Here is a 6,106-nt window from a genome sequence, read left to right on the forward strand (position 1 = left end):
CAGGAAAAGAAAAGCGTAGCTCAGTATCCTTTCGCCGGGTTTGATGGGAGATGTTTCAGTTGCCATAATTATATGCTATTCTACGAAACTATTTTACTTTTTGCAACTTATTTGTTAAATCATGGGCTGGCCGGAGTGGTGAAACTGGCAGACACGCATGGCTTAGGACCATGTGCCTCAGGGCTTGGAGGTTCGAGTCCTCTCTCCGGCATTTTGTAGAGGCCTGCGCTCGCTAATGATGATGTATTGTCAGATTTTGAAATACGCGGATTCGAATTGAACCGCGCGGTATATGGAGGTTATTAAGTGGAAGGCGTAAAAATTTCGGAGAAGAGTAAAACTGTAAAACAACTGGATTTCATTATAGACGCGGCGAGCGCCGCTGATTCGCGAAAACTCGCGGTGCAGAGGATCAGCAGATCGGTGAGGATAGAGGGTTTCCGCGCGGGAAAAGCCCCTGTCGCCCTCATAGAAAAAGATTTCGGCGAAGACATCAGGAACGCCCAGGAGAGCTATCTCCTGTCAAAAAAGGTCTATCAGGTATGCGATGAGAACAAAATAATCCCTGTCGCGCCGGCGAAGCTCACTGAATTCAAGTGGGATGGCGATAAACCGGTTAAATTCTCCGTGGAAGTCGAAGTGATGCCTGAATTCGAAGCGGGCGGCTACAAAAAAATAAGCATAAAGGAGCCCTCCGTTGCCGTTACTGATGAGGAAGCGGAACAAGCCCTGCAGAATCTGCGGGAAAAGGCCTTCTCCCTGGAAAAAACAGAACTCTCAAAACCGAAAAAAGGCCTGTTCATCAAATACGACCTCGGGGTGATATGCGCCGGGGAAACACAGAAAAAAATGAGCAGGAGAAATCTCACCGCCGAACTCGACGAGAAGAAAATATTCCCGCCTCTCTGGCCGGACATACTGAAACTGAAGAAAGGCGAGGCCGGGGAAATCAAATTCACCGCCGATAAAGATTTTAAACCCGCCGAATTCGCCGGCAAGGAAGTGACATACGTCATCCTCATAACCGAAATTTTTGAAAAAAAACTGCCCCCTCTCGACGATAGTTTCGCGTCGCTCTTCGGGGCGAAAAACCTCCCTGAACTGCGGGAATCGCTCAAAAAGCGCATGATTATGGAAAAAGAATCCGAAAAACACAGGAGCGTAAGGGAGCAGATAACCGCGGCGCTGCTGAAAAAAAACAATTTTGAACTCCCCGCGTCGCTCCTTGAGGAAGAAAAAAAATCATTGAGCGGACATCTGAGCGAACAGTACCCCGGACAGGACATGAAAGCTGTCGGGCCCCAGATAGAAAAAACAGCCGGTGAAAACTTAAGGATCTCACTGATCCTCGGCAAAATCGCCGAAAAGGAAAACATAACGGTAACGGAAGAAGAACTGAAAGAGAAACTCGGCAAAAATTATTCGCCGTCCACGACCAGAATGAAAGACGCGCTGTTGACGGATAAAATTTTTGATTTTATAATCAAGGAGGGTAATGTAAAATGAACGCTCACTCGATGCTCATTCCAATGGTGGTGGAAGCCACCGACCGGGGAGAAAGGGCGTATGACATTTTTTCACGGCTCCTGAAAGAAAGAATCATATTTCTCGGCGCACCCATAGACGACAGCGTAGCCAATCTCATCATAGCGCAGCTGATTTTCCTCGAATCGCAGGACCGGGACAAAGAGATTTCCATATACATCAACAATCCCGGAGGCATCGTCACCAGCGGCCTGGCCATTCTGGATACGATGAACTTCATACACAACCCGATAGCCACATACTGCCTCGGGCAGGCGGCGTCAATGGCGGCTGTAATACTCTCCTGCGGACTGAAAGGCAAACGCAGGGCTCTGCCGAATGCCAGGATAATGATACACCAGCCTCTGGGCGGGGTACAGGGCCAGGCGACGGACATAGGCATTCAGGCGAAGGAAATACTGAGAATGAAGCAGCGGCTCAACGAAATACTCGCCAAATCCACGGGGCACAACGTAGACAAAATAGAAAAAGACACGGAAAGAGATTATTTTATGACGGCTGACGAGGCTCTTGCCTACGGTATTGTCGATGAAGTGATCAAAGACAGGAAATAACCGGAGGTTATACGATGATTTATACAGACATGCCGGTGGTAGCGGTAAAAGACACTGTTATTCTGCCTTTTAACAGAATGCCCATTTTTGTGGGAAGGGAAAAATCAAAAAAAGCGCTTGAAAGAGCCCTTGAGGGCGACAAATATTTGTTTTTCACGGCTCAGAAAAACCCGCAGAAAGATGATCCCCAGTTCGGGGATATTTATTCCGTGGGCTGCGTCGGTAAGATACTTCAGTCGATAAAGGAAAACTCCGGGGGTTATAAAATACTCATAGAGGGAATAGAGCGCGCGAAGCTTGAAACCCTTTCCGACATCGAGGGCCTGTGGACCGGCAATATCACTCCCCTGCCCCTCAAATTGCCGGCCTCGCCGAAAACGGACGCTCTTTTTGAGGCGCTGATAGCCGAGTTCAAGAAATACAGCGAGCTGGCCGGCAAAATACCGAAAGAGATCATCGATGACATACTTTCTATAAACGAGCCCGCGAAAATAATCTACCTGATCATAGGCTATATGCCCGGAAGCGTTGCGGAGAAGCAGAAGCTGCTCGAAAACAGCAACTCCGGCGACCTGGTGATGAAACTTATAAGAATGCTCGTGTCCGAACGGGAATTCATGCTGGTTAAAAAAGACATACATGAAAAAGTGCACAGCAAGATACAGAAGAATCAGCGCGAATATTTTCTTTCCGAAGAAATGAAGACGATCGAGGAAGAGCTCAACAAAAACAGCCCGAATAAAGAGTATTCGGATTATCTGAAAAAAATAAAAGAAGCCAAAATGCCCAAGCAGGCCAAAAAACAGGTGAAGGAAGAACTTGAAAGGCTGTCAAAGATGATGCCCTTTTCGCCCGAATCCACGGTTGTGCGCACTTACATAGACTGGATGATCTCCATGCCATGGAATAAAAAAACTACGGACAACATGAACATTGACAATGTGCAGAAGGTCCTCGAGGCCGAGCACTGGGGGCTTAAAAAATCAAAGGAACGGGTGCTGGAGTATCTGGCCGTCTGCAAGCTCAACAAAAAAATCAAAGGCCCCATACTCTGTTTCACCGGCCCTCCCGGCACGGGAAAAACTTCTTTTGCCCGCTCCATTGCGCAAGCCATGGGAAGAGAATTTGTGCGGATATCGCTGGGCGGCGTCAGAGACGAAGCCGAGATACGCGGGCACCGCAGGACTTACATAGGCTCAATGCCCGGAAAAATAATCCAGTCGCTGAGAAAAGCCGGCTCAAAAAACCCTGTCTTTCTTATAGATGAGATCGACAAGATAGGGCAGGATTTCCGCGGCGACCCCTCCTCTGCCCTCCTGGAGGTGCTGGACCCCGAACAGAACAACAGCTTTTCCGATCATTATCTTGACACCCCCTTTGACCTCTCCGACATAATGTTCATCACCACGGCGAACACAACCTACACCATCATTCCGGCGCTGAAAGACAGGATGGAGATAATAGAATTCCCCAGCTACACCCAGCCGGAAAAAATAGGCATAGCCGAAAATTTCCTGATCCCCAAACAGATCAGGGAAAACGGACTGACAAACTATAAGATCACATTCACTGAACAGGCCGTTGAATACATCATGGACTCCTATACCCAGGAAGCGGGCGTCAGGAACCTTGAAAGGCAGATAGCCACGGTGCTGAGGAAAACAGCCAAAAAACTTGTGCAGAAAAAATTAAAAAGCCCTGTGAACATAGACAAAAAAATTGTGAGGGAACTTCTCGGTTATGAAAAATACAGGCACGATGAGGGAAAGGTCAACAGTATCGGCATTGTCTGCGGACTGGCCTGGACGGAAGTCGGGGGCGAAGTCCTGAGCGTTGAAACCGTTCTGATGAAAGGAAAAGGCAACCTCATACTGACTGGCCAGCTCGGCGATGTCATGAAAGAATCTGCCCAGGCGGCGGTTTCATATCTGCGGGCAAACGCGAAAAAACTGGGTATCCCCGAAAACTTTATGAAAAACAGCGACATACACATACATGTTCCCGAGGGATCCATACCAAAAGACGGGCCGTCGGCGGGTATCACAATAGCCATATCCCTTGTGTCGGCAATTCTCAAAAAACCGGTCAGAAAAGACCTCGCCATGACAGGCGAAATAACGCTGTCCGGAAGGGTACTGCCGATAGGGGGGCTCAAAGAAAAAGCTCTCGCGGCTTTCCGTGAAAAAATAAAAACTGTTGTCATACCTGATAAAAACAGCGCGGAGATCGAGGAGTTTTCCGATAATGTGAAAAAAGGGCTGGAAATTATTTCCGTGAAAACAATAGACGAGGTTATAAAAATCGCTATTGAGGACAATAAACGGCCAAAGAAAAAAAAGGTCGAAGCGAAAGCGCAGGGAGAAGGGAAAATCAAACCCTTTGTTCCCGCAAGAGCCTGATGAATTTAATATCAGAAGAGGTTTTCCGACCTCAATAATAGGAGAGAATGACAATGAAAAAAGAAATTTTATTTTCACCAGGCCCCACCAATGTTCCGGCGGAGATACTGCTGGCGGGAGCGAAAAGAACGATCCATCACCGCACAAAAGAGTTTTCAGTGATGCTGGAAGAAGCTACAAAGGGGCTCGGCAGGGCATTTGACACCAAAGGCGACATTTTCATCCTCACCTCTTCCGGCACCGGCGGTATGGAAACGGCTGTCGTTAATTTCCTTTCGCGCAACGATAATGTTCTTGTGCTCAACACGGGAGCTTTCGGGCGAAGATGGGTCAATATAGTGAAAGCCTACGGCCTCGTGCCGGATGTGCTGGAATACCCGTGGGGAGAATCTTTCAAGATATCCGATGTTGAAGCAAAGGTCAAAGAGAAAAAATATAAAGCCGTCCTCTGTCAGCTCGGAGAAACCTCTACAGGCGCCGTAAATGATATTAAATCCCTCGGAGACATGGTGCCGAAAGACACTCTCCTTATCGTCGACGCCGTCAGCGGCCTGCTGACTGAAGGATTTCATATGGATAAATGGAATGTGGATGTTTGCGTGAGCGGCTCTCAGAAAGGCCTCATGATGCCGCCGGGACTGGCCTTCATCGCCGTGAGGAAGGGCCTTGACGACAAAATAGGCAAAGGCGATCTCCCGAGTTTTTACTTCTCCCTCGTCCACGCGAAAACTTACGGGGAAAAAGGACAGACCCCCTGGACGCCGGCCATAAATATAATCTACCAGCTCAACAAAGCTCTGGAGATGCTTGAGGAAGAAGGCCTTGACAATGTCATAACGCGTCACAAAAACATGGCTCAGATCGCCCGCAAAACCGTTGTTGAAATGGGGCTTGAGCTTTTCTCGTCAGCTCCCTCAAACGGCATAACGGCCGTCAAGGTGCCGGAAGGAATAGACGGTTCCAAACTCATAGAGCACATCTGCGAAAAATACGGCGTCAGATTCGCCAACGGCCAGAGGGAATACAAGGGGAAGATCGTCAGGATAGCGCACATGGGTTATGTGACCGTCCCGGACATCCTCATGGCTCTCAACTGCCTGTGGCTGGGTCTTAAAAAATTCGGTTTCAAAATCAAGCCGGGCGCGATGCTATCCGCTCTTGAGACAGCCGCGGCTCTGGACTAAACAACCAACAGGGACGGTTCCTATTGGTTTCGTCCCCTTACTCTTTTGTTATTCGTAATTCTTTGCCTTCCCGCTTTTTTGTCTTACAATTCTTGAGCCTTTTTATATCCTTTAAATCTTTTTCTTTATCCAGAAAATTCCTGGTATCTCTTGAAAGATAATATTTTTTAGCTTTTATTAGGTCGTCTATATTTATATAAAAGACTCTTTCCCCTCTGAAATGGCCAATACACTTGTTCTTAAAGGATTTGTCAAAATTAAGGTCGCCCTGAGTGTTAAAAAAGTCGATTCTATTTGGAGCAACACCTAAATAATTGATAACATCATTCGCAAGCAGATCTTCCGGGGAAACATTTAAACCAGAAAATTCTTTAATAACTTTTGAACATTTCTCCGCATTGTTTTTCGTATTCCTTATCCAAAA

Annotated in this window: 4 protein-coding genes and 1 tRNA gene; all 5 read left to right on the forward strand. The window is 47.5% G+C overall.

All coding sequences use genetic code 11. The features are described 5' to 3' along the window. Positions 1–129 precede the first annotated feature (129 nt). A tRNA-Leu gene (locus FP827_02610) sits at positions 130–211 on the forward strand. Between the two features lie 95 nt (positions 212–306). Further along, positions 307–1,506 carry a trigger factor gene (tig, locus tag FP827_02615; protein MBA3051975.1) on the forward strand — a complete coding sequence of 400 codons (1,200 nt, stop codon included), beginning with the start codon at positions 307–309 and terminating at the stop codon, positions 1,504–1,506. A gap of 11 nt (positions 1,507–1,517) precedes the next feature. Continuing rightward, positions 1,518–2,099 (forward strand): ATP-dependent Clp protease proteolytic subunit, encoded by a 582-nt coding sequence (locus tag FP827_02620; GenBank protein MBA3051976.1) that lies wholly within the window; start codon positions 1,518–1,520, stop codon positions 2,097–2,099. A 14-nt stretch (positions 2,100–2,113) separates the two neighbouring features. Beyond that, the gene (lon, locus tag FP827_02625; protein ID MBA3051977.1) at positions 2,114–4,498 is read left to right on the forward strand and encodes an endopeptidase La; all 2,385 of its coding nucleotides are present in this window, start codon (positions 2,114–2,116) and stop codon (positions 4,496–4,498) included. A gap of 47 nt (positions 4,499–4,545) precedes the next feature. After that, positions 4,546–5,682 (forward strand): alanine--glyoxylate aminotransferase family protein, encoded by a 1,137-nt coding sequence (locus FP827_02630; protein MBA3051978.1) that lies wholly within the window; start codon positions 4,546–4,548, stop codon positions 5,680–5,682. Positions 5,683–6,106 lie beyond the last annotated feature (424 nt).

The sequence above is a fragment of the Candidatus Omnitrophota bacterium genome, from assembly GCA_013791745.1.
Taxonomy (GTDB): Bacteria; CG03; CG03; order CG03; family CG03; genus CG03.

Coding starts and splice junctions, on each gene's coding strand:
- FP827_02620 (MBA3051976.1), top strand. CDS start 1,518: ATGCTCATTCCAATGGTGGTGGAAGCCACCGACCGGGGAGAAAGGGCG.
- lon (MBA3051977.1), top strand. CDS start 2,114: ATGATTTATACAGACATGCCGGTGGTAGCGGTAAAAGACACTGTTATT.
- FP827_02630 (MBA3051978.1), top strand. CDS start 4,546: ATGACAATGAAAAAAGAAATTTTATTTTCACCAGGCCCCACCAATGTT.